Source organism: Streptomyces sp. NPDC107562, assembly GCF_055657325.1.
In genome coordinates, this window is the sequence record NZ_JBVKBE010000010.1 from 195,580 (window position 1) to 221,176 (window position 25,597).

At 72.9% G+C, this 25,597-nt stretch carries 24 protein-coding genes; 3 read left to right on the plus strand and 21 right to left on the minus strand.

All coding sequences use genetic code 11. The features are described 5' to 3' along the window. Nucleotides 1-13: 13 nt before the first annotated feature. The 9 genes from ctaD to ACZ7LV_RS26330 form a co-directional block, all read right to left on the minus strand. Complete coding sequence (gene ctaD / locus ACZ7LV_RS26290) at nucleotides 14-1,714, minus strand: aa3-type cytochrome oxidase subunit I (RefSeq protein ID WP_471942701.1); 1,701 nt, start codon at nucleotides 1,712-1,714, stop codon at nucleotides 14-16. A gap of 151 nt (nucleotides 1,715-1,865) precedes the next feature. Then, the gene (locus tag ACZ7LV_RS26295; protein ID WP_471942702.1) at nucleotides 1,866-3,083 is read right to left on the minus strand and encodes a cytochrome P450; all 1,218 of its coding nucleotides are present in this window, start codon (nucleotides 3,081-3,083) and stop codon (nucleotides 1,866-1,868) included. Nucleotides 3,084-3,159: 76 nt separating this feature from the next. Beyond that, the gene (locus ACZ7LV_RS26300) at nucleotides 3,160-3,825 is read right to left on the minus strand and encodes a response regulator (RefSeq protein WP_471942703.1); all 666 of its coding nucleotides are present in this window, start codon (nucleotides 3,823-3,825) and stop codon (nucleotides 3,160-3,162) included. Then, entirely contained in the window at nucleotides 3,822-5,168 is a 1,347-nt protein-coding gene (locus ACZ7LV_RS26305) for a sensor histidine kinase (RefSeq protein WP_471942705.1), read from the minus strand. The genes ACZ7LV_RS26300 and ACZ7LV_RS26305 overlap by 4 nt, the downstream gene beginning before the upstream one ends. Nucleotides 5,169-5,294: 126 nt before the next feature. Continuing rightward, on the minus strand, nucleotides 5,295-5,969 hold the full coding sequence (locus tag ACZ7LV_RS26310) for a response regulator (protein WP_471942707.1): 675 nt from the start codon (nucleotides 5,967-5,969) through the stop codon (nucleotides 5,295-5,297). Further along, on the minus strand, nucleotides 5,966-7,600 hold the full coding sequence (locus ACZ7LV_RS26315; protein ID WP_471942709.1) for a sensor histidine kinase: 1,635 nt from the start codon (nucleotides 7,598-7,600) through the stop codon (nucleotides 5,966-5,968). The genes ACZ7LV_RS26310 and ACZ7LV_RS26315 overlap by 4 nt, the downstream gene beginning before the upstream one ends. 10 nt (nucleotides 7,601-7,610) lie before the next feature. Continuing rightward, nucleotides 7,611-8,879 (minus strand): acyltransferase family protein, encoded by a 1,269-nt coding sequence (locus ACZ7LV_RS26320; protein WP_471942710.1) that lies wholly within the window; start codon nucleotides 8,877-8,879, stop codon nucleotides 7,611-7,613. Next, on the minus strand, nucleotides 8,872-9,903 hold the full coding sequence (locus ACZ7LV_RS26325) for an alpha/beta hydrolase (protein WP_471942711.1): 1,032 nt from the start codon (nucleotides 9,901-9,903) through the stop codon (nucleotides 8,872-8,874). Before ACZ7LV_RS26325 ends, ACZ7LV_RS26320 begins: the two co-directional genes overlap by 8 nt. Nucleotides 9,904-10,183: 280 nt before the next feature. Further along, a complete protein-coding gene (locus tag ACZ7LV_RS26330; protein ID WP_471942712.1) occupies nucleotides 10,184-11,083 on the minus strand; it encodes an alpha/beta hydrolase in 900 nt (299 codons plus the stop codon). 218 nt (nucleotides 11,084-11,301) lie between these two features. Between ACZ7LV_RS26330 and ACZ7LV_RS26335 the strand changes: the two genes are divergently transcribed. Further along, nucleotides 11,302-11,907 (plus strand): TetR/AcrR family transcriptional regulator, encoded by a 606-nt coding sequence (locus ACZ7LV_RS26335; RefSeq protein WP_471942714.1) that lies wholly within the window; start codon nucleotides 11,302-11,304, stop codon nucleotides 11,905-11,907. 33 nt (nucleotides 11,908-11,940) lie between these two features. Here the strand turns inward: ACZ7LV_RS26335 and kynU are convergent, their stop codons facing one another. The 11 genes from kynU to ACZ7LV_RS26390 form a co-directional block, all read right to left on the minus strand. Then, complete coding sequence (gene kynU / locus ACZ7LV_RS26340; protein WP_471942716.1) at nucleotides 11,941-13,128, minus strand: kynureninase; 1,188 nt, start codon at nucleotides 13,126-13,128, stop codon at nucleotides 11,941-11,943. Then, the gene (locus ACZ7LV_RS26345) at nucleotides 13,121-13,960 is read right to left on the minus strand and encodes a tryptophan 2,3-dioxygenase family protein (protein WP_471942718.1); all 840 of its coding nucleotides are present in this window, start codon (nucleotides 13,958-13,960) and stop codon (nucleotides 13,121-13,123) included. Before ACZ7LV_RS26345 ends, kynU begins: the two co-directional genes overlap by 8 nt. 142 nt (nucleotides 13,961-14,102) lie before the next feature. Further along, the gene (locus ACZ7LV_RS26350) at nucleotides 14,103-14,516 is read right to left on the minus strand and encodes a DUF3151 domain-containing protein (RefSeq protein ID WP_471942719.1); all 414 of its coding nucleotides are present in this window, start codon (nucleotides 14,514-14,516) and stop codon (nucleotides 14,103-14,105) included. Between the two features lie 174 nt (nucleotides 14,517-14,690). After that, on the minus strand, nucleotides 14,691-16,151 hold the full coding sequence (locus ACZ7LV_RS26355; protein ID WP_471942721.1) for an MFS transporter: 1,461 nt from the start codon (nucleotides 16,149-16,151) through the stop codon (nucleotides 14,691-14,693). A gap of 84 nt (nucleotides 16,152-16,235) precedes the next feature. After that, nucleotides 16,236-17,267: a class II fructose-bisphosphate aldolase gene (gene fbaA, locus ACZ7LV_RS26360; RefSeq protein WP_471942723.1), complete on the minus strand. Its 1,032-nt coding sequence runs from the start codon at nucleotides 17,265-17,267 to the stop codon at nucleotides 16,236-16,238. Between the two features lie 135 nt (nucleotides 17,268-17,402). Continuing rightward, the gene (pyrE, locus tag ACZ7LV_RS26365) at nucleotides 17,403-17,951 is read right to left on the minus strand and encodes an orotate phosphoribosyltransferase (protein WP_471942725.1); all 549 of its coding nucleotides are present in this window, start codon (nucleotides 17,949-17,951) and stop codon (nucleotides 17,403-17,405) included. Between the two features lie 10 nt (nucleotides 17,952-17,961). Continuing rightward, nucleotides 17,962-18,750, minus strand: a complete 789-nt coding sequence (locus ACZ7LV_RS26370; protein ID WP_471942727.1) for an aldose epimerase family protein — start codon at nucleotides 18,748-18,750, stop codon at nucleotides 17,962-17,964. Nucleotides 18,751-18,799: 49 nt separating this feature from the next. Then, nucleotides 18,800-19,957, minus strand: coding sequence for an SRPBCC domain-containing protein (locus tag ACZ7LV_RS26375; RefSeq protein ID WP_471942728.1), 1,158 nt, complete (start codon nucleotides 19,955-19,957; stop codon nucleotides 18,800-18,802). A gap of 75 nt (nucleotides 19,958-20,032) precedes the next feature. After that, entirely contained in the window at nucleotides 20,033-21,592 is a 1,560-nt protein-coding gene (locus ACZ7LV_RS26380; RefSeq protein WP_471942730.1) for a polyamine aminopropyltransferase, read from the minus strand. 145 nt (nucleotides 21,593-21,737) lie between these two features. Beyond that, entirely contained in the window at nucleotides 21,738-22,289 is a 552-nt protein-coding gene (locus ACZ7LV_RS26385) for a DUF2617 family protein (RefSeq protein WP_471942731.1), read from the minus strand. A gap of 400 nt (nucleotides 22,290-22,689) precedes the next feature. Next, nucleotides 22,690-22,938 carry a hypothetical protein gene (locus ACZ7LV_RS26390; protein ID WP_471942733.1) on the minus strand — a complete coding sequence of 83 codons (249 nt, stop codon included), beginning with the start codon at nucleotides 22,936-22,938 and terminating at the stop codon, nucleotides 22,690-22,692. Nucleotides 22,939-23,068: 130 nt separating this feature from the next. Between ACZ7LV_RS26390 and ACZ7LV_RS26395 the strand changes: the two genes are divergently transcribed. After that, a complete protein-coding gene (locus ACZ7LV_RS26395; RefSeq protein ID WP_471942734.1) occupies nucleotides 23,069-24,268 on the plus strand; it encodes a pyridoxal phosphate-dependent aminotransferase in 1,200 nt (399 codons plus the stop codon). A 134-nt stretch (nucleotides 24,269-24,402) separates the two neighbouring features. Here ACZ7LV_RS26395 and ACZ7LV_RS26400 read toward each other — a convergent pair whose 3' ends face one another. Then, entirely contained in the window at nucleotides 24,403-24,930 is a 528-nt protein-coding gene (locus ACZ7LV_RS26400; RefSeq protein ID WP_401675476.1) for a type III secretion system chaperone family protein, read from the minus strand. Between the two features lie 136 nt (nucleotides 24,931-25,066). Here ACZ7LV_RS26400 and ACZ7LV_RS26405 point away from each other — a divergent pair, with 136 nt between their 5' ends. Next, on the plus strand, nucleotides 25,067-25,594 hold the full coding sequence (locus ACZ7LV_RS26405) for a hypothetical protein (protein ID WP_471942736.1): 528 nt from the start codon (nucleotides 25,067-25,069) through the stop codon (nucleotides 25,592-25,594). Nucleotides 25,595-25,597 lie beyond the last annotated feature (3 nt).

Below are 25,597 nucleotides of genomic sequence, written 5' to 3' on the forward strand. Positions count from 1 at the left end.
ATCCCCCGGCTGCTCAGCGCCGTTGCCCGTGGGCCTCGGCCTCGATCATCGCGAAGTCGGGGTGGTGCAGGTCGAACGCCGGGGACTCGCTGCGGATCCGCGGCAGGGTGACGAAGTTGTGCCGCGGCGGCGGGCAGGAGGTGGCCCACTCCAGCGAGCGGCCGTAGCCCCAGGGGTCCTGGACGCCGACCGGCTTGCCGTACTTGGCCGTCCGCCAGACGTTGTAGAGGAACGGGAGCATCGACAGGCCGAGCACGAACGAGGCGATCGTCGAGAGGGTGTTCAGGGCGGTGAAGCCGTCGACCGCCAGGTAGTCGGCGTAGCGGCGCGGCATGCCCTCGGCGCCCAGCCAGTGCTGGACCAGGAAGGTGCCGTGGAAGCCGATGAACAGCGTCCAGAAGGTGATCTTGCCGAGCCGCTCGTCGAGCATCTTGCCGGTCCACTTCGGCCACCAGAAGTGGAAGCCCGCGAACATCGCGAAGACCACGGTGCCGAAGACGACGTAGTGGAAGTGCGCCACCACGAAGTACGAGTCGGAGACGTGGAAGTCCAGCGGCGGCGAGGCCAGGATGACACCGGTCAGACCACCGAAGAGGAACGTCACGAGAAATCCCGTCGCCCACAGCATCGGGGTCTCGAAGGACAGCGAGCCCCTCCACATCGTGCCGATCCAGTTGAAGAACTTCACACCGGTCGGCACCGCGATGAGGAACGTCATGAAGGAGAAGAACGGCAGCAGCACACCACCGGTGACGTACATGTGGTGCGCCCACACGGTGATCGACAGGCCGGCGATGGCGATGGTCGCCGCGATCAGGCCCGAGTAGCCGAACATCGGCTTGCGGGAGAAGACCGGGACGACCTCACTGATGATGCCGAAGAACGGCAGCGCGATGATGTACACCTCCGGATGCCCGAAGAACCAGAAGAGGTGCTGCCAGAGCAACGCTCCGCCGTTCGACGAGTCGAAGATGTGCGCCCCGAACTTGCGGTCCGCCTCCAGGGCGAACAGCGCCGCCGCGAGCACCGGGAAGGCGAGCAGGACCAGGACACCGGTCAGCAGCACGGTCCAGGTGAAGATCGGCATGCGGAACATCGTCATGCCGGGCGCGCGCATGCAGATGATCGTGGTGACGAAGTTGACCGAGCCGAGGATGGTGCCGAAGCCGGAGAAGGCCAGACCCATGATCCACATGTCCGAGCCGACACCGGGCGAGCGGACCGCGTCCGACAGCGGGGAGTAGGCGAACCAGCCGAAGTCGGCCGCACCCTGCGGGGTGAGGAAACCGGCCAGCGCGATGAGCGAGCCGAAGAGGTAGAGCCAGTAGGCGAACATGTTCAGCCGCGGGAACGCCACGTCCGGCGCACCGATGTGCAGCGGCATGATCCAGTTCGCGAACCCGGCGAACAGCGGCGTCGCGAACATCAGCAGCATGACCGTGCCGTGCATCGTGAACGCCTGGTTGTACTGCTCGTTCGACATGATCTGCGTGCCCGGACGGGCGAGCTCGGCGCGCATGAACAGCGCCATCACGCCACCGACCAGGAAGAGCGCGAACGACGTCGACAGGTACAGCGTGCCGATGGTCTTGTGATCGGTGGTCGTCAGCCACTTCACGACCACGTTCCCGGGCTTTCTGCTCCTGACCGGCAGCTCGTTCTCGTACGAGTCCTCGGCTGCCGCGGCGCCCTGGTGTTCGTTCTGGATGCTCACAGGTTGGTCGGCTCCCCATGCGTGCGTTCCCGCCACTCACCGGTCATCCTTCCTGCCGAGGTGAGGGCCGGGGGCCAGCGGGCGACGACACGCGGCCGATCACGTGACAGCGTCACCCGATCGCACCAGCCGTGGGCGTGGCGGACGCGCGTCAGACGGTGACGCTCAGCCCTTCCAGGCCCCTGATCACGAAGTTCGGCTTGCGCCGCGGCTCCGCCGACAGGGCCAGCGTGGGGGCCTTCTCGAGCAGGGCCCGCATCGACGCCGCCAGCTCGATGCGGGCCAGGGGGGCGCCGATGCAGTAGTGGATGCCCGCGCTGAAGGAGATGTGGGGGTTCTCCCCGCGGCTCAGGTCCAGGCGCTCCGGCGCGCCGAAGACCCGCTCGTCGTGGTTGGCCGAGCCGAAGAGCAGCGCCACCTCGGCGCCCCGCGGGATCGTGGTGCCGTCGATCTCGACGTCGTCCAGGACCCAGCGCTCGAAGAGCTGGAGCGGGGTGTCGTAGCGCATCAGCTCCTCGACGGCGGAGGGGACGAGGGAGTGGTCGGCGCGCAGGGCGGCCAGCTGGTCCGGGTTGCGGAACAGCGCCCACCAGCCGTTGACCGTGGCGTTCACCGTCGCCTCGTGGCCGGCGTTCAGCAGCAGCACCGCCGTCGAGATCATCTCCTGCTCGGTCAGCCGGTCGCCCTCGTCGTGCGCCGCGATCAGCCCGGAGACGAGGTCCTCGCCCGGCTCCTTGCGGCGCAGGGCGATCAACTCCCGCAGGTACGCGGAGAACTCGACCGACGCCCGCACCGCCCGCGCCGCCGTCTCGGGCGACGGGTTCAGCTCGTACATCCCGCAGATGTCCGCCGACCAGGGCCGCAACGGGGCCCGGTCCGCCTCGGGGATGCCGAGCATCTCGGCGATCACCGCGACCGGGAGCGGCTCCGCCACGTCCGTCAGCAGATCGCCGCCGCCCGCCGCCGCCAGCGCCGTGACGAGGTCACCGGCCAGCTTCTCCACGTACGGCTTCAGCCGCTCCACCGTGCGCGGGGTGAACGCCTTCGACACCAGGCGCCTGATCCGCGTGTGGTCCGGCGGCTCCAGATCCAGCATCCCGTGGTCGTTGAGCGTGTGGAACGGCTCGTGCTCCGGCGCGGGCGCGGTGCGCCCGAAGTCCTCGTGCGTGAACCGGTGCTGATAGCTGCGGCCGAGGCGCCGGTCGCGCAGCAGCGCCGAGACGTCCGCGTGGTGCGGGACCAGCCACTGGTCCGTGCGCTCGAAGTAGTGCACGCGGCCCCGGGCGCGCAGCCGCGCGTAGGCGGGGTACGGGTCGGCCAGGAACGCCGGGTCCCACGGGTCGAAGGCGAGGTCGGAAGCAGCTGCCATGGACGGACGCTAGCCCGGAAGCGCACTCCCTGACCAGGGTGGGCAGAGCTGACCCACCCTGTGCGGGCCCGGGCGCTCAGCCCGGCGTCACCAGCCGTGCCTCGTAGGCGAACACCGCCGCCTGCGTACGGTCCCGCAGTCCCAGCTTCACCAGGATGCGGCTGACGTGGGTCTTGATCGTCGACTCGGCCACGACCAGCCGCCCGGCTATCTCCGAGTTCGACAGGCCCTGGGCGATCAGCACCAGCACCTCCGTCTCCCGCTCGGTCAGATCCCCGTACGCCGCCTGCGCGGTGGCCGGGATGCCCGGAGCGTCGGAGAGCTTGGAGAACTCCGTGATCAGCCGTCTCGTGACCGACGGGGCCAGCAGGGCCTCGCCGGCGGCCACCACCCGGACCCCGTCGGCGAGCTGCCGCGCCGAGGCGTCCTTGAGCAGGAACCCGGAGGCTCCCGCACGCAGCGCCTGGTACACGTACTCGTCGAGGTCGAACGTCGTCAGCACCAGCACCTTCGCCGCGCCGTCCGCCGCGATGATCTCCCGGGTCGCCTCGATGCCGTTCAGCTCGGGCATCCGGATGTCCATCAGCACCACGTCCGGCGAGAGCGCGCGGACCTTCTCGACCGCCTCCCGGCCGTTGACCGCCTCGCCGACGACCTCGAAGTCCGGCATCGCGTTCAGCAGGACCGAGAAGCCCTCGCGCACCATCATCTGGTCGTCCGCGATCAGCACGCGAATGGTCATGCGTCACCTTCGCTCACCGTGGCCACCGGCAGGAACACCGTCACCTCGTAGCCGTGCTCGTCCGTGGGGCCCGCCGTCATCTCGCCGTTCAGCATGGTGACGCGTTCGCGCATGCCCGTGATGCCGTGGCCCGCGCCGGGTGAGGGCTTGACGAGGGCCGGCGCCGGCGGCGGACCGTTGACTATCCGCAGGCCCAGACCGCCGAGGACATAGCCGATCTCCACCTGGGCGCTCGCCCCGGGCGCGTGCCGCAGGGTGTTGCTCAGCGCCTCCTGGACTATGCGGTAGGCCGAGAGTTCCACACCCTGGGGAAGCTCGCGCACCGCCCCGGTCACCGTCTTGTCGACGGTCAAGCCCGCGTCGCGCACATTGGCCAGCAGGGCGTCCAGGTCGCCGAGGGTGGGCTGGGGGGCCTCAGGGGCCTCGTAGTCCTCGGCGCGCACGACGCCGAGGACGCGCCGGAGCTCGGTGAGCGCCGCGACCGCGTTCTCCCGGATGGTGACGAAGGCGCGCTCCAGCTCCGGCGGTGGATTCTCCACCCGGTAGGGGGCGGCCTCCGCCTGGATGGCGACGACCGACATGTGGTGGGCGACGACATCGTGCAGCTCGCGGGCGATCGTGGTGCGCTCCTCCAGGAGGGTGCGGCGGGAGCGCTCGTGCTCGGTGACCGACTGCTGGGCGGTGACCTCCTGCCGGGCCTCACGGCGGATGTGCAGCACGGCGACGACCAGCAGGACGAGCGCCGACAGGACGAGCATCGGGCCCGTGTTGGAGTCGTAGTAGCCGGCGCTGAGGAAGGAGTCCGCGAAGAGGCCGTAGAGCAGGGTCAGCACCCACATCCACGCGGCGGTGCGCGGCCGGGTGCGCACGGCGACGATCGTCAGCACGGTCAGATGGGTCAGGAAGCTGCCGGGGGGCCAGGGCCACTCGTACCAGCCGCCGTAGAACATGCCCGAGACCGGGGCCGCGGCCAGGGAGACCCAGAAGGCGCCGACGGGACGCACGAGGGTCAGCAGGACCGGGGCGAGCGCGAGGAGACCGACCAGCGCGCTGAGGGTCTCGCCGCGACTCGACTCGTACCCGACGAGCATCGCCAGCAGGCCCGCCGACGTGACCACCGCGTGCGGCGTCCACGCCGCGTAGCGCCGCAGCCGGCCCTTCAGCCGGCGCGTTATCGGCCCGTCGACGCTCATGCGGGGCAGCGGGCGGTAGGCGAAGGCGTCGTGGAACAGATCCTGGCGCAGCCCCCGCAGGGCATCCTGGGCCAGCCGGTACTCGGGGCTGCGCGCCGCGGCACCGCTCGGCGGTGTCGGGGTCCTGTGCGTCTGGGTCGTCTCGGTCACGTTCAGAACCGTACGGCTCGACGGGGGCCGCGGTCGTCACCAGTGAGAGGGGTCATTCGGCATCCCTCTCAGGTACTACGGGTCCGCCGCCCACCGCCCACCCGGCCGTCCGACCGGTGGCGTCCGTCAGTAGCCGGCGGGTCTGACCAGGCCCGACTCGTACGCGAAGACCGCCGCCTGGGTGCGGTCGCGCAGGCCCAGTTTGACCAGGATGCGCCCCACATGGGTCTTCACCGTCTGCTCCGCCACGACCAGGTGCTGGGCGATCTCCGCGTTCGACAGGCCCCGGGCGATCAGGGCCAGCACCTCCGTCTCCCGTTCCGTCAGACCGCCGACGCGCTCCTTGAGCGGGGTCCGCGGCTGACCCTCCAGCCGGGAGAACTCGGCGATCAGCCGGCGCGTGATGCCCGGCGCGAGCAACGCGTCACCGGCGGCCACCACGCGGACCGCCTCCGCCAGCTGGTCCGCGGAGGCGTCCTTCAGCAGGAACCCGGAGGCACCGGCGCGCAGCGCCTCGTACACGTACTCGTCCAGGTCGAAGGTGGTCAGGACCAGCACCTTCGGCGTCGCGCCGGCGGCGGTGACGCGCCGGGTGGCCTCGATGCCGCCGAGCTCGGGCATGCGGATGTCCATGAGGACGACGTCCGGGTCCAGCTCGGCGACCTTGGCCACGGCGTCCAGGCCGTCGACCGCCTGGCCGATCACCTCGATGTCCGGCTGGGTGTTGAGCAGCACGGTGAAGCCCTGCCGGACCATCTGCTGGTCGTCGGCGATGAGTACACGGATGGTGCCGCTCGTCATGGGGTCTCTTCTCCTGGCGGGGTCAGCGGGTCCAGGGACCCGAGGTTCATGTCCGCCATGCCGGGCGGGGGGAAGTACAGCTCCGGGGCGGGCAGCCGGGGGTCGGGGTCCGGGACGGGGGAGCCCTCCGGCCGGGGCCGGCCGTCCTTCGGGAGAAAGGCCGAGACCGCGAAGCCGCCGTGCAGTGTCCGGGTCGCGGTGAGGTGGCCGCCCAGCATCGTCACGCGTTCCCGCATGCCGAGCAGGCCGTGTCCGGCGCCCGGGGAGGGCTGGACCGGTCGCTGCGGACGGGAGTTGACGACCCCCAGGTAGAGGCCCTCGGGGAAGTGCGTGATCTCGACGCGGACTTGGGAGCCGGGCGCGTGGCGCAGGGCGTTGCTCAGGCCCTCCTGCACGATCCGGTACGCCGACAGCTCCACGCCCGGCGAGTACGGCAGGTTCGGTTCACCCCGGATGTCGGTCACCACGTGCAGCCCGGCGGCCCGGGTGTTGTCGATCAGGGCGTCGAGCCGGTCGAGCGTGGGCTGCGGCGCGTCGGGGGCGGTGCCGGTGCCGGCGCCGCCGAGCCCGTACGGGCCGTCGGGGTCGTCGGGGTGCTCCGAGCGCAGGACGCCGAGCACGCGGCGGAGTTCGGTGAGCGCCTCCAGGGCGTTCTTGCGGATGCCGTCGAGGTTCTCGCGCAGTTCCTCGGAGGGGTTCTCCACCAGGTGCGGGGCGACCTGGGCCTGGATGGAGATCACCGACATGTGGTGCGCGACGACGTCGTGCAGCTCGCGCGCGATCCGGCTGCGCTCCTCCAGCAGGGTGCGGCGGGCGCGTTCCTCGGCGGTGATGCCGGCCTGCTCGACGAGCTGGGTCCGCGCCTCGCGGCGGCCCCTGAGGGCGGTGCCGAGCAGGACGACTCCCGCGAAGAGGGTGACCGCCAGGGTGCCGGTGGACGAGTAGTTCGCGGCGCCGATCAGGCCCTGCATGATCCAGGTGGCCAGTGCCGTCACGGCGAGGACCGTGGCCGCGACGCGGGTGGGCACGCGCAGGGCGAGCAGGAACAGCACGAGGCCCTGCGCGACCAGTGCGGGCGGTCCCCACGGCCAGCCGGGTTCGCCGGGCACCTGGTCGGCGATCAGATGGATCCGGGCGCCCATGGCCGCCACGATCGTCGCCGTCGTCGACAGCCACCACGCCGGGACCGGCCACCACAGCGCGAGCGCGACGGCCACGCCCTGCGCCGTGGCGCACAGCAGGCCGTACTCCGTGCCGAGTTCGTAGCCGTCGCCCATCTGGTCGGCGTTGGCGATCAGGGTGCCGATCGCCACCAGGAACACCAGACCGTGCGGGAACCAGCGGAGCCATGTCGAGGGCGGCAGGGGGTTGATCGCGCCGGTCCACAGGTCGTCGCGGAGGGTGCGGAGGGTGTTCTTCAGGTAGGGAAGGGCGCGGGCGCGCAGGGAGGTCACAGGGGAGGCGGAGCTGGTGGAACCAGGGCCGGAGGAGTGGGAGTCGGGGGTGGGCGCGTCCCCGTCGACGTCGTTCAGCTCCATGCCGATGCTCCTCTCGATGCGCGACCGCTTTCCGCGCGCATCCCCCTCGGCCCGCTGCCCGTGCGGCTCTTCGGGGAGCCTCCTGCCCGTCATGCCGCTCACCCTAGACAGACGGTGTGGTGGTGGGGGCGTCCGGCCGGGCGGGTGGTCGCCGGACGGCCGGGGTCGGCTCAGGGGTGGGATGGACGCGGACGACGCGTGAGCGGGGGAGGCGCGTGCGCCGGCCGCCGCGCGGGCCCCGGCCGTCCGTGCGCGGTTCGTGGGCGCGGAACGCCGCCCAGCAGACCGCCAACGCCAGGGCGAACACCGGGAGCCAGCCGAGGCGGGCGACTGTCCAGGCGGGGCTGTCAGGGCGGGTGTGCAGGCCCGGCAGGTGGCCGGCGAGGAGGCCGGTGGCCGTGGTGGCCATCAGGGCCGTCTGGTGCCACAGGAAGATCGTCATCGCCGAGAGGTTGAGCAGCGCGACCGCCGCCCAGGCCGGCGGCCGGCGCATGCCCCGGCGCAGGGGGCCGCGCAGCAGCAGGGCGAGCCCGCACTGGGCGAGGCCGAAGGTGACCGCCGCCAGCGTCGGCGGGTCGAGGTTGGAGAGGTCCGCGCCGGGCACGCCGACCATCGACGCCGGATAGCCGGCCCAGGACACCAGGGCCGTCGTCACCGCCGCCCCGCCGACGAGCAGGACCCATCCGGCGCGGCGGCGCTCCAACTCGCCCCGGGACCACGCGGCCCCCAGGGTGAACGGCACCAGCCAGCCCGCGGCCACGTTCACCCAGCCGAGCCAAGGCGGCCCGCCGAGGCCGAGGCGCACGAGGTCCACATGGAGGACGACCGCCAGCGGCCACAGCGGGTTGACCCGCGTCAGCAAGGGCGTCGCCGCCGTCAGGACGGCGAACACCAGCAGGAACCACAGGGGCGACAGGGCCAGCTGGACCAGCGTGCGGGTCGTCGTGAGCTCCGCGCCGCTCAGCAGCAGCGCGACCGTCACCACCGTCCACAGCGTCAGCAGCGCGACCACGGGCACGAAGAGTCTGGCCAGACGGGCGGCCAGCCAGCTCCGGTACGGCACGCCGCGCGCCCGCGCCGAGGCGTGGCTCCGGGTCGCCACCGCTCCCCCGACCAGGAAGAACACGGCCAGCGTCTGGAAGACCCAGGAGATCGGCGACAGCCAGGGCATGTGCTGGAGCGGGCTGGACGCGCGCAGCGTTCCGCCGTCCGCCACCAGGGCGGTCACCAGCCAGTGGCCGAGCACGACCCCGAGGATCGCGAAGGCCCGCAGGGCGTCGACCGCGCGGTCCCGGCCCGGGGGTGTGGCCGCGTCGACTCGGGCCGCGGACTCCCGGACGTGGCGAAGGATCCGTTCGCGCGGGTCACGCACGGGTCACCGCCGAGGTGTGGCCGAGGACGATCCGGGCGAGGTTGGCCAGGGAGACCGAGCCCGGCGTCCAGTAGTCGCTGTGGCCGCCGTCGCCGGCCGCGAAGACGCGGGCGCCGTAGGCCGGTGACACCGGGTCGGTGCCGAAGCCGACGGTGGTGCCGAACAGGTCGGCCCTGACGTAGGGGACCTCCGCGATCCAGTCGTCGCCGCCCCGGGCCGCCCAGACGCGCGCGGACGTGCGCAGCCCCGCCGCCGAGTCCACGCCCGTGCCGGGACTGCCGACGAACGCGAGGTCGCTGACGCCGGGTCCGGCGGAGGCGGCGCGGGAGCAGACGACCGAGCCGTAGGAGTGGCAGAGCAGCGAGACGCGGGCCTCGGGTCCCGCGACGACGTGCAGCTGCCGTATCAACGCGGCGAGCCGGGGGGCGGCCTGGTCGGCGCGGAGGGTGGTGAGGGCGGTGGTGCTGATCGTGCGCGGGGTCTCGTAGCCGAGCCAGGCGAGCACCGCCGGACGGGAGCCCTTCGGGGCGTCGCGGGTCAGGCGGCCGTAGAGGGCCGTGGCCGTGGCGCGGAAGCGGGTGTAGGTGTCCAGTGTGGTGTCGGCACCGGGGACCAGGACGGCTATGCGGTCGGCGTGGGCCAGGTCGCCGAACACCTCGGTCGCCAGGCCGGAACCACGGCCGTCGAAGGCGAGGAGATGCCGGGACGGGTCCGCCAGGTCGTGGTCGGCGGCGGCGCGGCCGTGGTCGCCGTGCGCCGCGGCCATCCGGGACGCCACCGCGGCGTTCGCGCGGTGGGCGGCGTAGACCTCGTCCAGGGTGGATGCGGTGACAGGGGGGACAGCGGCCGGGGCGGGAGCCGGGACACGGGGCCGGGCCGCCGCCGAGAGGGGGATCACGACGGCACCGGTGATGAGCAGCGCGAGCAGGGAACGGCGTAGACGCCGGACGGTGAGGACAGGTGCCCTCGCCTCTCTCGTCGTCCGACCGCCCGCCCCGGCGACGACCCCGAACCCCAGCCCCATGACCGTCTTCCTCCCCGCCGCCCGCCCATCGGGCTTCTCTGATGAGGAAGTTACGGATCAGGACACGTCGTCCGCGTCCCGCCAGGGAGCTCTTACGGCAGGTAGCTCTCAGGTACTACGGGTATCAGGTACTACGGGTGTCAGGCACTACGGGTATCAGGCACTACGGGTATGAGGGAGGCACCACCGCGGCCCCCACCGCCCCGTCGCACGCCGCCCCCGCGGCCGACCGCGGCCCTCATCGCCCCGCCGCCCCCGCGGCCCCCCACGGTCCCCGCCGTCACCACGCCAACTGCGCGATCTCCTCCGCCACCACCGCACACGCGTCCGCCACCGGATCTATCAGCGGAAAGTGCCCGACGTCCTCCAGCAGGGTCAGACCCACCACCTCCCCCGCCTTCGCCGCCGCGTCCGCGTACGACTCGGCGACGGCCTGGGGGACCACCTCGTCCGCCCGCCCCTGGACGAGGGTCGTCGCGATGCCGGTCGGCAGCAGGAGCGCCGGGTCGGCGGACGGCCGACGCTCGGCGAACCATTCGGCCCCACCGAGGAGTTGTCCCGCCGCGCCCCCGCACACGTCCAGCTTCTCGGCCACCGCGAAGTCGGCGATCGGGGCCAGGGCCACCACGCCCCGCAGCGGCGCGGGCCGGTCGGTGCGCCAGGGCGCGTCCGCCGGCAGGACGTGCCGGGCGGCCGCCCACAACGCCAGGTGCCCGCCCGCCGAATGCCCGGTGATCACCGTACGGCGGAAGTCCGCCTGCGGCACGGCCTCCCGTACGAGGGCGGGCAGCGCGTCCAGCGCGGCGGCGACGTCGTCGAAGGTCTCCGGCCAACGACCGGCGACCACCCCGCCGACACCCGCGCCCCCGTCGACACCCCCACCCGCACCCCTGCGGTACTCGACGTTCGCCACGGCGAACCCCCGCTGGGCCAGGAAGCCCGCGAACGGGCTGATGTGCCGGCGGTCGTACGGCGCCCGCCACGCGCCCCCGTGCAGCACCACGACGAGCGGGGCGACGGCCGCGGAGCCGGCGGCCTCCGTGCCGCGCGGGGCGTAGAAGTCGATCAGCTGGTCCGGGTGGTCGCCGTACGCGGCCGTGGCGTCGGGGTCGACGGCCGGATGCGAGAAGGCGGACTGCTCCTCGGCGGCGGTCCGGGCTGCTGCGGCGTCGTCCGGCATGCTCCAACCTCTCAACGACGTAACGGGTTTGGCGGACCAGAGGGGAGATCGGCCGTTGGCCGGGACGGTATCAGGCCGGTGACGTGGGGCTGCACGCGGATGTCACGCTGGGTGAGGGCGACGAGGGAGCGGTAAACGGTTCCGCCGTTTCGTTTACGCTGATGGGTCACGGTCGTCCCACGCCCGCGCGCGTATCGAGCAGCCCCGAGGAGACCCCCATGATCGCCGAACCCGGCACCGTGCGCCCCGGCGGGCGCACCGCACGCGTGCGTGCGGCCGTCCTGCGGGCGGCCGGGGACGTGCTGGCCGAGCAGGGTTTCGCACACCTCGACCTCGCGGACGTCGCACGGCGGGCCGAGGTGGGCAGGACGACCGTGTACCGGCGGTGGGGATCGGTGACCGGGCTGGTGGCCGATCTGCTGGTGGACATGGCCGAACAGTCGCTGCCGCGCGAGGAGACCGGGTCCGTGCTCGGGGACCTGCTGGCCAACGCCCGCCTGGTGGGGCGGACCCTGGCGGACCCCCGGCAGGGTGCGCTGTTCCGGGCGGTGATCGCGGCGGCCGTCTGCGACGAGCGGACGGCGGCCGCGTTGCGCCGGTTCTACGAGGTCCGGGTCGCCGAGTGGGCGCCCTGTGTGGAACAGGGTGTGGCACGGGGCGAGTTGCCCCGGGGCACGGACGCGGCGGCGGTGGTACGGGCGGTCTCGGCACCCCTCTACTACGAGCTGCTGACGACCGGCGTGGCCCCGGACGCCCCCGCCGCGGAGCGCGCCGCGCACGCCGCGCACGCGGCCGCCGCGGCGGGCGTGTACGTCACGCGGTGAGCACACGCACCCACGCCCCTGCCCGGACAGGCCCTAAGCCCCCAGCACCTCCCCCAGCACCCGCCCCGCCCGCTCCACGTCACCGAACCCCACGTACAGCGGTGTGAAGCCGAAGCGCAGGATGTCGGGGGCCCGGTAGTCACCGACCACGCCGCGTTCGATCAGCCGCTTCATCACGTCCCCGGCGTCCGCACACCGCAGCGCCACCTGGCTGCCGCGCTCCGCGTGCGCGAGCGGGGTCGCCGGCTCCACCCGCCCGTGCGGCACGTACTCCCCCACGCACTCCAGGAAGAAGTCCGTCAGGGCCAGCGACTTCTCGCGCACGGCCTCGATCGGGACGCCGTCCCACACCTCCAGCGCGGCCTCCAGGGCCAGCATCGAGAGGATGTCCGGCGTGCCGACGCGCCCGCGGAGCGCACCCGGCGCCGGTTCGTACGCGTCGCGCATGCCGAAGGGCTCGACGTGCGAGTTCCAGCCCGGCAGCGGCGAGTCGAAGCGGTCCTGGAGGTCCCGGCGCACGTACAGGTACGCGGGGGAACCCGGGCCGCCGTTGAGGTACTTGTACGTGCAGCCGACCGCCAGGTCGACGCCGTGCTCGTCGAGCCCGACCGGCAGCGCGCCCGCGCTGTGGCACAGGTCCCAGACGGACACCGCGCCCGCCTCGCGCACCGCGGCCGTCAGGGCCGGCAGGTCGTGCAGGCGGCCCGTGCGGTAGTCGACGTGGTTCAGCAGGACCGCGGCCGTACGCCCCGACAGCGCGGCCCGCACCTCGTCCGGCGCCACCGCGCGCAGCGAGCACCCCGTCATGCGGGCCGCCGACCCGGCGACGTAGCCGTCCGTGGGGAAGGTGGTGGCGTCCACGAGGATCTCGTCGCGCCCCTCACCGGCGATCCGGACCGCCGCCACCAGGGCCTTGAAGACGTTGACGCTGGTCGAGTCGCCGACCACGATCTGACCGGGCGCCGCGCCGACCAGCGGGGCGATGCGATCGCCGATCCGCTCGGGCGCGGTCCACCAGCCGCTCTCCTCCCAGGAGCGGATGCGCAGTTCGCCCCACTGTCTGCGGACGACGTCCGCGAGGCGGTCCGGGACGTGCGCGGGCAGCGCGCCGAGGGAGTTCCCGTCCAGGTAGACCACGTCGTCGACGACGAACCGGGCACGCAGCGGAGCGAGTTCGTCCGCCTCGTCCAGTTTCCGTGCCCGCAGGGCGAGTTCAGACATGGGACCGCGCCGTCCACAGCTCGGGGAAGACGTTCTTGCGGGCGCGCTTCTCCAGCCAGGCCACGCCTGCCGAGCCGCCCGTGCCCGCCTTGGCGCCCATCGCGCGGCGGGTGGCGACCAGGTGGTCGTTGCGCCAGCGCCACACCAGTTCGGCCACATCGGTCAGCGCCTCGCCGAGGCGGACGAGTTCGCCGTTCTGGTCGCCGGTGTAGAGGTCCGCCCACACCGCCTCGACCTCGTCCGACGGCTCGTAGCGCCGCGACACGTCACGCCGCAGCACGGACTCGGGGACGGCGTGGCCGCGCCGGGCGAGCAGCCGCAGCACCTCGTCGTAGAGGCTCGGCTCGTGCAGCGCCTTCTCCAATTCGGCGTGGACGCGGGGGGCGCCGCGGTGCGGTACCAGCATGGACGCGGACTTCTCGCCGAGCAGGAACTCCATCCGCCGGTACATCGCCGACTGGAACCCGGAACCCTCGCCGAGGGCCGAGCGGTACGAGTTGAACTGGGCCGGGGTCAGCTGCGCGAGCGGCGTCCAGGAGGCGTTCAGCGCCTCCAGCTCGCGCACGGAGCGCTTCAGCGCCGCCACCGCCACCGGGATGTCGTCCTCGCGCAGCGCCTTCGCGGCGGTCTCCCACTCGTGGACGACGACGGTGAACCACAGCTCCATCACCTGGGTGGTGACCAGGAAGACCATCTCTCCGGGATCGTCGGAGAGGGTGTGCTGGAGGTGGGTGAGCACGTCCGCCTTGACGTAGTCCTCGTACGGCGTGGTGCCCTCGAAATCGAGATGCGGGGTCTCGGGCTCGTGCGTTTCGTGAGCCTCTTGGGACATCGCTGTCTCCTGTTGTTACTCCGGGTAGCGGTCCGCCCCTGCCATTGTCGACACGGGGGCCCCGGTCCCCACCCGCATCCTCAAGGATGCCCCGGAACATCGCAAGGCCCGCCTGGATCACAGACGGGCCCGCGAGAGCGGTCTAGCCCAGCGTCTGCGCCGCCGTCGGCGAGGAGTCCTTCAGGAACTGGCTGCAGCGCTCGTACTCCTCCTGCTCACCGATCGAACCCGCCGCGCGGGCGAGGGCGTGCAGGGCGCGCAGGAAGCCGCGGTTCGGCTCGTGCTCCCAGGGCACGGGCCCGTGGCCCTTCCAGCCGCTGCGGCGCAGCGCGTCCAGGCCGCGGTGGTAGCCCGTGCGGGCATAGGCGTACGACTCGACGACGCTGCCCCGTTCGAACGCCTCGTCGGCCAGCTGCGCCCAGGCCAGCGAGGACGTCGGGTACTGCGCGGCGACCTCGGTGGGCGCGGCACCGCCCGCGAGCAGCTCACGCGGCTCCGGGTCGTCGGGGAGGTGGGTCGGGGGCGGTCCCCCCAGGAGGTTCTCGTGAATCGTCATAGGACCAGTCTGGTACATCCCCGCGGAACGGGAACGCCGCCGTCCCCCCCCTCCGCCCCGGCCACCCGCCCGGCGCTCCACACACCTCTGCCCCGGCCACCCGCCCGGCACTCCCCCCCTGGCCGGCCACGCGCCCGGCGCTCCACCCCCTCTGCCCCAGCCACCCGCCCGGCGCTACACCTCCGCGGGACCCGGTCTCTCCAGTGGCGGGGACAGCACGTTGCCGTGGGTGCGGCACTCGGGGCGTTCGCAGCCCGGTGCCGGGCGGCGGACGTAGGTGAAGGCCAGGACCGACCCGGCCAGCAGGATCACGGCGCACACCACCATCGCCCGGCCGAACGCCGCGTCGAAGGCGGCCGGCGAGCGGTAGGCCTCCGGGCCCATCCCGGCCACCAGGGGAAGCGCGGCGACCGCCATCAGGCCCGCCGCGCGCGCCGCCGCGTTGTTGATGCCGCTCGCCAGGCCGGCCCGGGCCGGGTCGACGGAGGCGAGGACCGTGGCGGTGAGCGGGGCGACCAGGGTGACCATGCCGAGGCCCAGCACCAGCAGCGCCGGCAGGACGTCGCGTACGTACGAGGCGTCCTCGCCCACCCGCACCATCAGCAGCATCCCCGCCGCGGCCAGCAGCGGGCCGACGGTGAGCGGGACACGGGGACCTATGCGCTCACCCAGCGCTCCGGAGCGGGCGGAGAACAGCAGCATCAGGGCCGTCGTCGGCAGCAGGGCCGTGCCGGCGGCCAGGGGCGAGTAGCCGGAGACCACCTGGAGCTGGAGCGTGGCGAGGAAGAAGAAGCCGCCGAAGGCCGCGTAGACGCACAGTGTGACCATGTTGACGGCGGTGAACTGGCGCGACGAGAAGATGTCGAGCGGCATCATCGGGTCGGGGTGGTGCTTCTCCCGGTACACGAAGGCCACGCCCGCCGCCACCCCCGCGGTCGCCGTCACGGCGACCACCAGGGAACCCTGGGCGGACTCGATCAGCGCGTACGTCACCAGGGCCAGCGCCAGCGCGGCAAGCACCGCGCCGAGCACGTCGAAACGGCCGTGTTTGCGGCCGTCGGCCGACTCCGGGACGTGCCGCAGCGCCACGGGCACGCAGACCAGGGCCAGCGGCACGTTGAGCAGGAAGACCCAGCGCCAGCCGGGGCCTTCCACCAGCCAGCCGCCGACGAACGGGCCGACGGCCGCCCCGATGCCGCCGAAACCGGACCACAGGCCGACCGCCCGCCCCCGGTCGTCGGCGTGGAAGGAGGCCTGGATGAGGGCCAGCGAGCCGGGCGTGAGCAGCGCTCCGCCGATGCCCTGAAGGGCCCGCGCGGCGATCAGCACCTCGGCGGTGGGCGCGAGCCCGCACAGCAGCGAGGCCACCGCGAACCAGACCACGCCCACGACGAAGATCTTCCGGCGGCCGTAGGTGTCACCCAGCGAGCCGCCCAGCAGGATCAGTCCCGCCAGCGTGAGCATGTACGCGTTGACCGTCCACTGGAGCGCCGCGAGGTCGGCGTCCAGGTCCTCGCCGATGCGGGGCAGGGCGACGTTGACGACGGTGGAGTCCAGCAGGGCCATGCTGGAGCCGAGGACGGTGGTGAACAGGATCCACTTGCCCTGGGGGGAGGAGAGCCGGACATCGGGCATGTTCCCAGGTATACAGCGGGCCCGGCGCACTCGCGCCGGGCCCGACCGATGAACAGCGGTATCGCCTGTGCTGAATTCCCGTGGTTACTTCAGCCTGGTGCCGGCCGAGCGCAGGTGCCGGCAGGCCTCGGTGACGCGGGTGGCCATGCCCGCCTCGGCCAGCTTGCCCCAGGTCCGCGGGTCGTAGGTCTTCTTCGAGCCGACCTCGCCGTCGACCTTCAGGACGCCGTCGTAGTTCCTGAACATGTGGTCGACGACCGGACGCGTGAAGGCGTACTGCGTGTCGGTGTCGATGTTCATCTTGACGACGCCGTTCTCCAGCGCGGTCTGGATCTCCTGCTCGGTGGAGCCGGAGCCGCCGTGGAAGACGAAGTCGAAGACCTTGGCGTCGGCGGGACGGCCGTACTTGGCGGCGACGCCCTCGTTGAGCTCCTTCAGGAGCTCGGGGCGCAGGACGACGTTGCCCGGCTTGTACACGCCGTGCACGTTGCCGAAGGACGCGGCCAGCAGGTAGCGGCCCTTCTCGCCCAGGCCCAGCGCCTCGGCGGTGCGGATCGCGTCGTCGACCGTGGTGTAGAGCTTGTCGTTGATCTCGTGGGTGACGCCGTCCTCCTCGCCGCCGGTGGGCGTGATCTCCACCTCGAGGATGATCTTGGCGGCGGCGGCGCGGGCGAGCAGCTCCTGGCCGATGGCCAGGTTGTCGGCCAGGGTCTCGGCGGAGCCGTCCCACATGTGCGACTGGAAGAGCGGGTTCTCGCCGCGCGCGACGCGCTCCTCGGAGACCGCGATCAGCGGACGGACGTACCCGTCGAGCTTGTCCTTCGGGCAGTGGTCCGTGTGCAGGGCGATGGTGACGTCGTACTTGGAGGCGACGATGTGCGCGAACTCGGCCAGGGCGACCGCGCCCGTGACCATGTCCTTGTTGTGCTGGCCGCCCAGGAACTCGGCACCGCCGGTCGAGATCTGGATGATGCCGTCGCTCTCGGCCTCGGCGAAGCCACGCAGCGCCGCGTGCAGGGTCTGGGACGAGGTGACGTTGATGGCCGGGTAGGCGAACTTGCCTGCCTTCGCCCGGTCGAGCATCTCGTTGTAGACCTCGGGGGTTGCGATGGGCATCTGTCCGCTCCTTGTATGTGCGGGTGGGCGTTCTGCGTACTTACGGCCCTGACCTAGACCTGGGGTGCGACGTCATCGTCGGCCCCATCCTTCCAGACGAAACGGGATGCTCCGAGGGGCCCCGGCAGGGGTGACTCAGTCCAGTCCCAGCTCGTCCTTCGCGTACGCGTACAGGTAGGGCACCCCGGCGCCCTCCTGGATCTTCTCGGCGGCGCCGGTCGACCGGTCCACGATCGTCGCGACGGCGACCACCTCGGCACCGGCCTCCCGCACCGCCTCGACGGCGGTGAGCGGGGAGCCGCCGGTGGTGGAGGTGTCCTCGACGACCAGCACCCGGCGGCCGGCGATCTCCGGCCCCTCGACCCGGCGCTGCAGGCCGTGCGCCTTGGCGGCCTTGCGGACGACGAACGCGTCCAGCCTGCGGCCGCGCGCGGCGGCGGCGTGCAGCATCGCGGCGGCGACCGGGTCGGCGCCCATCGTGAGCCCGCCGACGGCGTCGAACTCCAGGTCGGAGGTCAGGTCCAGCAGTACCTCGCCGACCAGCGGAGCGGCCTCGCCGTCGAGCGTGACACGGCGCAGGTCGACGTAGTAGTCCGCCTCCAGGCCCGAGGAGAGGGTCACCCTGCCGTGCACCACGGCCTTGTCCTTGATCTGCTGCAGCAGCGCGCCGCGTGAGTCGGTCATGCAGCCCAGCTTAGAGCCGCGTCCAGCGCCAGGTCGTCGTGGCCTCCAGCGGCTCCAGGGGGGTGACCAGGCGCGGGAGGGTGTTGAGCCCGTTGGGCGGGCCGGTCTGCGGTTCCACGCAGACGGCGGCCTCCTGCTCGTCGTAGACCACGACCCACTCCTCGGGGCTGGTCACCCTCAGCTCCAGCCGGCCCGGCCAGGTGACGGTGACGTCGACCCCGCCGGGCATGCCGAAGCAGTCGTCCCAGGGGCCGGGCCCGCGGTCGACACGGTTGCCGGTGGGAAGGTGGTCGTCGCCGCGCTCCTCCTGCCAGGCGGGGGCGAAGTCGAGCCGCGCGTCGGCGCCGTCGAGGTTCCGGTTGAACCACGGGTGCCAGCCGATCTGCGCCGGGAAGGAGTCGTGGTACGTCTCCACGGCCATGGTCAGCGTCAGGGCGTCCGGCGTGAGGCCGATGACGTGGGTGACGCGCCCGGGGTAGGGCCAGGGGTCCACGAGGTCGTACGTCAGCACCGCCTCGTCGTCCGTGACCCGGGCCGTGGTCCAGGCGCCGTCGCGGGTGGTGCCGTGGATGGCGTGCGGCGGGGCGTTGAGCGGCAGCTGGTGGACGACGGCACCGTTGTGGAACCGGCCGTCCCGGGTCCGGCCGCACCAGGGGACCATCGGGAAGCAGCCGAAGCGCTCGCCCTGGCGCAGGAGTTCGGTGCCGCCGACGCGCAGTCCCGCGACACGGCCGCCGTTGTCCGGCCGCACGGTCAGTTCCGCGTCGCCCGCGGTCAGCGTGATGGGTTCGTTACTCACGGGACGACCCTACTGGGGCGATCAAGAGGGCCCGTCGTGTCGTGCGCGCTCACTGCCGGCGGCGCAGGGCGCGACCGAGCACGATGGCGCCGGCCACGACCAGCGCGGCGGCGGGGGCCGCCCAGCGCAGAGTGGGGTTCTGGGCGACGGTCTGCGGGGCCGGGACGGGCGCGTAGCGGCCGCGGGGCGGGGCGTGGTCGACCTCCTCGGCGCTGCGGCCGATCATCGTCCGGCGCGCGTGCGCGGCCTCGGCGGGGGGCTCGGTGGCGTCGTCGGAATCCTGGTCGCCGCCGGGCTGCCCGACGTCGCTCTCCGGGACGTCGGGGTCGTCGGTGGTGGGGTCGAGGGACGGGGGCGGGACCTCGGCGCCGAGGATCGGAGGCGCCTCGTCGTCGGGCACCTCGGGCACGTCGTGCCACTCCTCGTCGGGGGCCTGCGGCACGTCCGGCCGCTGCGCGGCGGGGGCCTCGGCGGCGTCGTCCCCGCCCTGTGATTCCTCGACCTGGCCTCCCTCGGCCTTGCCTTCCCCGGCCTTGCCCTCCTCGACCTTGCCTTCCCCGGCTGTGCCCTCCTCGACCTTGCCTTCCCCGACCTTGCCTTCCCCGACCTTGCCTTGCCCGACCTTGCCCTCCCCGGCCTTGCCCTCCCCGGCCTTGCCCTCCCCGGCCTTGCCCTCCCCGGCCTTGCCCTCCCCGGCCTTGCCCTCCCCGGCCTTGCCTTCCCCGGCCTTGCCTTCCCCGGCCTTGCCTTCCTCGACCGGCGCCTTCGAGGCTTCCTGGCGTTGTCCGGCGTCGGTGGCCAGCTTCTCCGCCGTGCGGTCGAGCAGGCGGGTCACCGCGGAGTGGACCGTGTCCGCGGGCAGCTCGGTGATGCGGCCGTCGGCGGAGGCGCCGCCCTGGACGGTGAGCGTGGTGCCGCCGTCGGTGTCGCGGAGCCGGACGGTGAGCGCGAGCTTGACCGCGCCGGTGCCGCGCGCCTCGGAGGCCTCGCCCTCGACGGCGTACGACCCGTCGTCCCGCGCGGTGACGCGCAGGGTGCCCCGATAGGTGATGGAGTGACTGCCGACCCGCACCTTGAGCCGCCCGGCGACGGGCTCGGCACCCGCCTCCTGCTGGAGCCCGGGAACGGCCCGGGCGACCCGGGCGGGGTCGGCCAGCGCCGCGCCCAGCAGGGCGGGGGAAACCGGAACGAACACCTCATGCTCCATGCCGACGGAGCCTACCCGGGGTGACCGAAAGTACGCTCCCCCGACGGCAACTCGCTCGATGTCTCTGCGGTGACCTCAGTACCTCGGATGCACCAGCGTGGACGCCGGCAGCCCCGTGACACGCGGCACCGGGACGTCGGCGTCCGCGCCCGCGGACGGGGTGCCCCCGGGGGCGGCCAGGACGAAGCCCCAGTCGTGCGGGGCGCGGCCGGCGGTGGACGCGGAGTCCTGTCCGGCCACCCGGTGCGGGGCCGTGCGCAGGCCCGCCGCCCGGATCGTGGTCTCGACCGTCCAGAACACCTCCGGGCGGGAGCGGACCGGCCCGGCGTGCACGGACAGCCGGCCGCCGTCCGCCAGCACGCGCCGGGCGAGGCCGTAGAACTCGTGGGAGTACAGCTTGGCGCTGTCCGTGATGCCCGGGTCGGGCAGATCCGCGATCACCACGTCGTACGCACCCGCCGGCGCGCCCCGCAGCCAGCGGAACGCGTCCGCCGCGGTGACGTGCACCCGCGGATCGTCGTACGCGTGGTCGTTGAGGTCGGAGAGTGCCGGATCCCTGGACGCCAACTCCACGACCTCCGCGTCGAGTTCGACGACGTCGACGCGGCGTGTGCCGGGGTGGCGCAGCACCTCGCGGGCGGCGAGTCCGTCGCCGCCGCCGAGGATGAGCACGCGCGCGTGCGGGCCGTTCATCGCGGGGCGCACCAACGCTTCGTGGTACCGGCGTTCGTCGCGGCCGCTGACGCGCAGCCGGCCGTCGATGAACAGGTCGAGGGGGCGGCCCTCGGTACCGCCGGTCAGCACGATCTCCTGGACGTCCGTCCGCAGGGCCACGCGGACGTCCCCGCCGTAGACGGCCGTGCGGGCGGCGCGTTCGAAGTCGTCGACGAGGACGGCGGCCGAGGCGAGGACGGCGAGGACGCAGACGTTGGCGACGATCAGCAGCCGGCGGGCGCGGCACGTCAGATCGCGCCGGAACAGACCGAGCACGAGGCAGCCGCCGGCGACGACGTTGACCGCGCCGGTGAGCAGGGCACCCGTCAACTGGCCGAGGAACGGCAGCAGGAGGAAGGGGAAGGCGAGGCCGCCGACCAGGGCTCCGACGTAGTCCGCGGCGAACAGGTCGGCCACCGCGCCGCCCGCGTCCTGGCGGCGGACGCGCTGGATCAGCTCCATCAGCAGGGGGATCTCCGCGCCGATCAGCAGCCCGATACCGAGGGAGAAGGCGACCAGGAGCCAGCGGGGGCCGTCGGCCCACAGGCCACCCCAGTCGCCGGTCCAGGCGAAGACGGCGTAGAGGGCCATCGCGCTGCACCCGCCGACCAGGGCGAGGGTCGCCTCGACGGCGGCGAACCCGGCGGCGGCGTGACGGCGCAGCCGTTTGGCGGCGAGCGAGCCGATGCCCATCGCGAAGACCATGACGGACAGCACGACCGACGCCTGGGTGACCGAGTCACCGATCAAGTACGAGGCCAGAGCGACCAGTTCCAGCTCGTACACCAGTCCACAGGCCGCGCAGACGAAGACTCCCGCGAGGACCAGGAACCGTCCGGTCGTCTGCTGTACGGGGATCCGCGCGGGGGCGCGCCAGGCGGGCGGGGTGCCGGGTGGGGCTGGCGCGTGCGGGTCGATCACAACTGCGACGTTACGTCACAGATGCGGAGGTATTCGTCACCCACACGTGTGGAACCGCGCGCCGTCGGGGCCCGCGGCGTTTGAACGGGCGCCGCAGGAGGCGGCGCCCCCCGCACCGCCCCCTCGGGCCCGCCCGGAAGCTCCCTCAGTCGCCGGACAGGCTGGTGGCGGAGGCCCGGGGCCGGTGAGGCGCCGGCCGGACCCCCACCCGCGTCCGGGTCGCGACCAACTGGCCGTCCTGGGGGTACGCGTGCCACGTGCGCCAGTGGACCTGGCCCTCGTGGTGCTGGGCGAGCAGGGCCGTGAAGGCGTGCGGGCTGCCGGGGAAGACACCGACCAGGCCGTGGGGGTGGTCGGAGACGAGGGCCAGCAACTCCTGGGCGCGGCCCGCGAAGGAACCGGGTGACAGTGCCTCGACGCGCGCGGCGAACTCGTACTCCCAGTCCCCCACCCGCTTGGCGACGCCGAGCGGCAGCGGTGTGCTGCTGCCCGGAATGCACGCCACCGTCTCCGAGCAGCTGCTCCGCTCCTCCTCCAGGAGCACCTGGTGGGACGCGCCGAGGAGGCGCAACTGAAGCTTCGCGCCCTCCAGTTCGAGGTCGAGGGCGGCGAGAGCGGGCAGTGGTTCACGGCCCAGCGCCCAGGCGAGGTCGGCCGCGCGCGTGTCGGTGTAGGAGGTGTTCAGGGTCGTGAGCATGGGTCGGCTCCGCTAGCACGCAAAGAAAGGCGGGGTGGGTCCGGCGCACCCCGGTCGACACCGGGAGATCGGCCCGGCGGATCTGTCAGGAGCCCGGTCGGTGGCGGGGTCCGCAGGACGTCCGAGGGCCGCGTTGGTGATGTAGAGGGAATCATGAACTCTGGCTACGCCACAGCGTTTTTACCCAACTTCGTGCGGTTTCCATCCCTCAGAGGGCTCGTCAGCTCAACTGTTCAACCAGGGCGTACGACTGAGCGAGGTTGGCGTACGCCGGAGCGAGCGTGAACCACGACGGCCCGGCGCACGGACGGCGCGCGGGCGGCGCCCGGCCGGACCGCTGCCCGGCGGGCGCCGCGCGGCAGGGATGCGGTTCCCCCTGCCGGAGCTCAGCTGCCCCGTGTCAGCTGCCTCCCCCGCATCCACCGCCGCCTCCGCAGGACGAGCCGCCGCCCCCGCAGGAGCTGCCGCCCCCGGAGTCGCCGCCCGACCCGCCGTCCCCGCCGCCGGCCCACCAGCCGCCGCCGCCGTCGGACGAGCCGCTGCCGCGGCGCGAGCGGTTGCCCACCGTCCTCCTGCCACTGCGGACCGAGGCCACGATGCACACGAGCACGAAGGCCATGAAGAGCGCCAGGATGATGCCGAAGACCATGGCGTCACCCTCCTTCCGTTTCCCCCGAAGCGGCCCCCCGTGGGCGCCTCGTTCTCTTGCGTGCGGTGGGGATGCCCGGCCGCCGCCCGGCCCAAAGCAGAGTTGAGGAACTCCAGAGCTTGCGCGCAGGATGACGGCCATGACCTCCACCGAGCGCCCCTTCCTCAACCGCCGCCTCGCCGAGTTCGGGACGACGATCTTCGCGGAGATGTCCGCGCTGGCCCTGAGCACGGGCTCGATCAATCTGGGCCAGGGTTTCCCCGACACCGACGGCCCCGAGGAGGTCCGCGAGGCGGCCGTACGGGCCCTGCGCGACGGGCGCGGCAACCAGTACCCGCCGGGGCCCGGCGTTCCCGAGCTGCGCACCGCCGTCGCGGCGCACCAGGAGCGCCGTTACGGACTGTCCTACGACCCCGACACCGAGGTCCTGGTCACCGCGGGCGCCACCGAGGCCGTCGCCGCAGCGCTGCTGGCGCTGGTGGAGCCCGGTGACGAGGTGATCGCCTTCGAGCCGTACTACGACTCGTACGCGGCGTGCATCGCGATGGCGGGCGGCACCCGGGTACCGGTCACCCTGCGGCCGGACGGCGAGGGGGGCGCCTCGTTCCGGCTGGACCTCGACGAGCTGCGCGCCGCCGTCACCGACCGCACCCGCCTGCTGCTGATCAACACCCCGCACAACCCGACCGGCACCGTGCTCACGCGCGCGGAGCTGACCGCGATCGCCGAGCTCGCCGTCGAGCGTGACCTGCTGGTGGTGACCGACGAGGTGTACGAGCACCTCGTCTTCGACGACGCCGTGCACGTGCCGCTGGCGGCCTTCCCCGGTATGCGCGAGCGGACGGTGACGATCTCGTCCGCCGGCAAGACCTTCTCGTTCACCGGCTGGAAGGTCGGGTGGATCACCTCCGTGCCGGGGCTGGTGACGGCGGTGCGGTCGGCGAAGCAGTACCTCACGTATGTGGCGTCGGGGCCCTTCCAGTACGCGGTCGCGGAGGCCCTCGCGCTGCCGGACGCGTACTTCACCGGGTTCCGCGACGACATGCTGGCCAAGCGGGATCTGCTGTCGGCGGGCCTCGCGGACGCGGGATTCAGGGTCTTCAAGCCGGCCGGCACCTACTTCGTCACCACCGACATCCGCCCCCTCGGAGAGGGCGACGGCATCGCCTTCTGCCGCGCCCTGCCGCAGCGCGCGGGCGTCGTCGCCATCCCGAACGCCGTCTTCTACGACCACCGCGAGGCGGGGGCGCCGTTCGTACGGTTCGCGTTCTGCAAGCAGCGGGCGGTGCTGGAGGAGGCCGTACAGCGGTTGAAGACTCTCGCGGGGTGAGGCGGACCGGGCTCAGGGACGGCGACAGGCTCCCCTGACCGCTCCCGGGCCCCCGGACACGGCAGAGCCCGGCCCAGGCACCCGGCCGTCGCGGCCGGTGCCCTGACCGGGCTCCCGAAGGGCTCTGGGCCGTCCTACTCGTCGCCCTCGGGCTCGTCCGAGTCGTTGATCTCCTTCTCCAGGCCGAGCTGCTCGACCAGCCAGCGGTCGAACTCGATGGCCGCGCGCACCCAGCTGACCGTCGACGAGACGAAGAACTCCAGGTTGACCCCGGTGCCGATCAGCATCTGGGCCTCGCCGATGAGACGGACCGTGCCGTCGTCGTGGGTGTGGCTGTAGACCTTCGGCCACAGGGTCCGCCGGTTCCAGTCGTCGATGGACTCCAGAAGCTGCGGCTTCTCGTCGATCGGGTGGGGGCGGTCGTAGAACGTCCGCACCGAGAAGACCTGCTGGTCACCCTCGCCGCGGAACATGAAGTACGTACGGAACTGCTCCCACGGCGCCGCGAGGTCGCCCTCTTCGTCGACGACGTACTTCAGCTCCATCTGGTCGAGGAGCTGCTTCACAAGGTCCTGATCCGGGACGACGGGGCCCGCCGGCCCTTGGGGCTCGGGCTGGGGCTTGCCCCCGAAGTTCGGAATCGAGGACGGGTCGATGGTCACCGTGAATTTCCCTTCGTACGGATTCCGCCATCCTCCCCCATGCGGGGAGGGGGGTGGCAAGCCCCGCCGTAGTCTGTCAGCCGTCGGCGGACGCGATCCGGCCGGTCGGCCGGTACCGGGAGGCGGGGGCGGGGCCATGGCGGGACAGCGGCACATCGCGACGACGGCGGGGGCGGTCCTGCGCGGCCGGACGCGGTGGGGCGTCTTCGCGGCGATCGCGGCCGTGCCGGCCCTGCTGACGGGCCTCCTCGCGGTGGCCGTGGTGGTGGCCTTCCTCTTCACCGGCGACGAGGACACCGGCAGCCCCACCCCCGGGACGGCGAGCTGCGCGCGGGTGCTCGGCTTCGGCGGGGCCGCGTTGCCGCCCGACGCCGGGACCGCGTCGTGCGCGGTGACGCACGGGATCACCACCGCCTTCGCGGCGGACTTCCCGCTGCCCCGCGCGGACCTGCGCGGCTGGCTGGCCCGCACCTACCCGGACGCCCCGGCCCCGCGGACCGACTGCGCGGACGCCGACGCGGTCCTGTGCCTCGACCTCGGCCGCTCCCCGGGCGGTCTTCCCGACGGCGTGGAGGCGCACGGGGTGCGGGTGGCCGTGCACCCGGAGGGCGCCGGCACCGTCCGGGTGTACTTCTCGGCGTTCACGGTGCCGCGCGGTCCGTGACGC

What these genes read in the sequence shown, in the direction of transcription:
- ACZ7LV_RS26375 (WP_471942728.1), bottom strand. Translation starts at nt 19,957, where the DNA reads ATGGAGCATGAGGTGTTCGTTCCGGTTTCCCCCGCCCTGCTGGGCGCG.
- ACZ7LV_RS26395 (WP_471942734.1), top strand. Translation starts at nt 23,069, where the DNA reads ATGACGGCCATGACCTCCACCGAGCGCCCCTTCCTCAACCGCCGCCTC.
- ACZ7LV_RS26310 (WP_471942707.1), bottom strand. Translation starts at nt 5,969, where the DNA reads ATGACGAGCGGCACCATCCGTGTACTCATCGCCGACGACCAGCAGATG.
- pyrE (WP_471942725.1), bottom strand. Translation starts at nt 17,951, where the DNA reads ATGACCGACTCACGCGGCGCGCTGCTGCAGCAGATCAAGGACAAGGCC.
- kynU (WP_471942716.1), bottom strand. Translation starts at nt 13,128, where the DNA reads ATGTCTGAACTCGCCCTGCGGGCACGGAAACTGGACGAGGCGGACGAA.
- ACZ7LV_RS26330 (WP_471942712.1), bottom strand. Translation starts at nt 11,083, where the DNA reads ATGCCGGACGACGCCGCAGCAGCCCGGACCGCCGCCGAGGAGCAGTCC.
- ACZ7LV_RS26300 (WP_471942703.1), bottom strand. Translation starts at nt 3,825, where the DNA reads ATGACCATTCGCGTGCTGATCGCGGACGACCAGATGATGGTGCGCGAG.
- ACZ7LV_RS26335 (WP_471942714.1), top strand. Translation starts at nt 11,302, where the DNA reads ATGATCGCCGAACCCGGCACCGTGCGCCCCGGCGGGCGCACCGCACGC.
- ACZ7LV_RS26345 (WP_471942718.1), bottom strand. Translation starts at nt 13,960, where the DNA reads ATGTCCCAAGAGGCTCACGAAACGCACGAGCCCGAGACCCCGCATCTC.
- ACZ7LV_RS26350 (WP_471942719.1), bottom strand. Translation starts at nt 14,516, where the DNA reads ATGACGATTCACGAGAACCTCCTGGGGGGACCGCCCCCGACCCACCTC.
- ACZ7LV_RS26390 (WP_471942733.1), bottom strand. Translation starts at nt 22,938, where the DNA reads ATGGTCTTCGGCATCATCCTGGCGCTCTTCATGGCCTTCGTGCTCGTG.
- ACZ7LV_RS26315 (WP_471942709.1), bottom strand. Translation starts at nt 7,600, where the DNA reads ATGACGGGCAGGAGGCTCCCCGAAGAGCCGCACGGGCAGCGGGCCGAG.
- fbaA (WP_471942723.1), bottom strand. Translation starts at nt 17,267, where the DNA reads ATGCCCATCGCAACCCCCGAGGTCTACAACGAGATGCTCGACCGGGCG.
- ACZ7LV_RS26295 (WP_471942702.1), bottom strand. Translation starts at nt 3,083, where the DNA reads ATGGCAGCTGCTTCCGACCTCGCCTTCGACCCGTGGGACCCGGCGTTC.
- ACZ7LV_RS26385 (WP_471942731.1), bottom strand. Translation starts at nt 22,289, where the DNA reads ATGCTCACGACCCTGAACACCTCCTACACCGACACGCGCGCGGCCGAC.
- ACZ7LV_RS26325 (WP_471942711.1), bottom strand. Translation starts at nt 9,903, where the DNA reads ATGGGGCTGGGGTTCGGGGTCGTCGCCGGGGCGGGCGGTCGGACGACG.
- ACZ7LV_RS26405 (WP_471942736.1), top strand. Translation starts at nt 25,067, where the DNA reads ATGGCGGGACAGCGGCACATCGCGACGACGGCGGGGGCGGTCCTGCGC.
- ACZ7LV_RS26355 (WP_471942721.1), bottom strand. Translation starts at nt 16,151, where the DNA reads ATGCCCGATGTCCGGCTCTCCTCCCCCCAGGGCAAGTGGATCCTGTTC.